General features: G+C 44.5%; 1 pseudogene. It reads right to left on the bottom strand.

The window, feature by feature from the left end:
- Positions 1-348: 348 nt before the first annotated feature.
- Positions 349-1,062 (bottom strand): annotated as a pseudogene (locus IM753_RS12775) (sulfate/molybdate ABC transporter ATP-binding protein); the annotation flags it as partial.
- Positions 1,063-1,118: the final 56 nt, after the last annotated feature.

Raw genomic sequence — 1,118 nt, 5'->3', positions numbered from 1 at the left:
ATCTAGTAGTTTAAGGTTAATCTAGTATTAGCTGATAAAAGCACGTCCGATGGGGCGTGTTTTTTATGGTTAATTTATTTAATATAATCCTAATCTATTTTTTAAGGTAATTTTTATATACCCAATAAACTTTAAAATTACTACAAACACAATGATGTTTGGATGTAGGGGCGTGCTGTGCACGCCCTGCACGGTAATGTCATCAAAGGGTGTGCTCAGCACACCCCTACAAACCCGTGGTAAATATCAAGTTGGTTGAGTGTATCATCATTTAACGTCAAAACACACCAAATGGCGGTAAGGTGCGTAATACGCACCATTTAATCCAAATAGAATGATGTTTTAAAGCCCCAAAAAATCCACCACAAATTCACTATTAGGACGAGCAAACAGCTCATCAGGTTTGCCCATTTGTTCCACCACGCCGTGATTCATGATGACCACCGTATCCGATACGGCAACCGCTTCTTCTTGGTCGTGCGTTACCATGATGGATGTGATGCCAATGTCCTTTTGGATTTGGCGTAGGGACGTGCGTAGCTCTTTACGCACTTTGGCATCCAACGCCCCAAACGGCTCATCAAGGAGCAATAATTTGGGGTTTGTGGCAATCGCCCGAGCCAGTGCCACACGTTGACGCTGACCGCCTGACAGCTCATGCGGATAGCGGTCTTTGGTGTGGGGCAGTTGAATTAAATCAAGAAGTTCCGTCACTCGCTTAGTAATCTCACCCCCTGTGGGGCGTTGGTGTTTGGGGAGTAGTTCTAAGCCAAAAGCGATGTTTTGGGCGACTGTTTTGTGGCGAAATAGGGCATAGTTTTGAAAAACAAAACCTATCCCACGCTGCTGCACGGGCGTGTCGGTTACGTCTGTGCCGTCAAAATAAATCCGCCCTGTGTCGGACGTCTCTAACCCTGCAATAATCCGCAAAAGGGTGGTTTTGCCACAGCCTGATGGCCCAAGCAGGGTGGCAAGTTCGCCAGAATTGACCGAGAAACTTACGTCATTTAAGGCGGTAAATTCGCCAAAGCGTTTATGAATGTTTTTAATATCAATGCTCATGGTGGTATCCGTGTTAATGATGAATTTAGGTTTTGGTTTAAAAATATGTTATTAAG

Origin of the sequence: Moraxella sp. K127, assembly GCF_015223095.1 — a bacterium.
GTDB lineage: Bacteria > Pseudomonadota > Gammaproteobacteria > Pseudomonadales > Moraxellaceae > Moraxella.
This window is presented reverse-complemented; position numbering and strand designations above follow the sequence as displayed.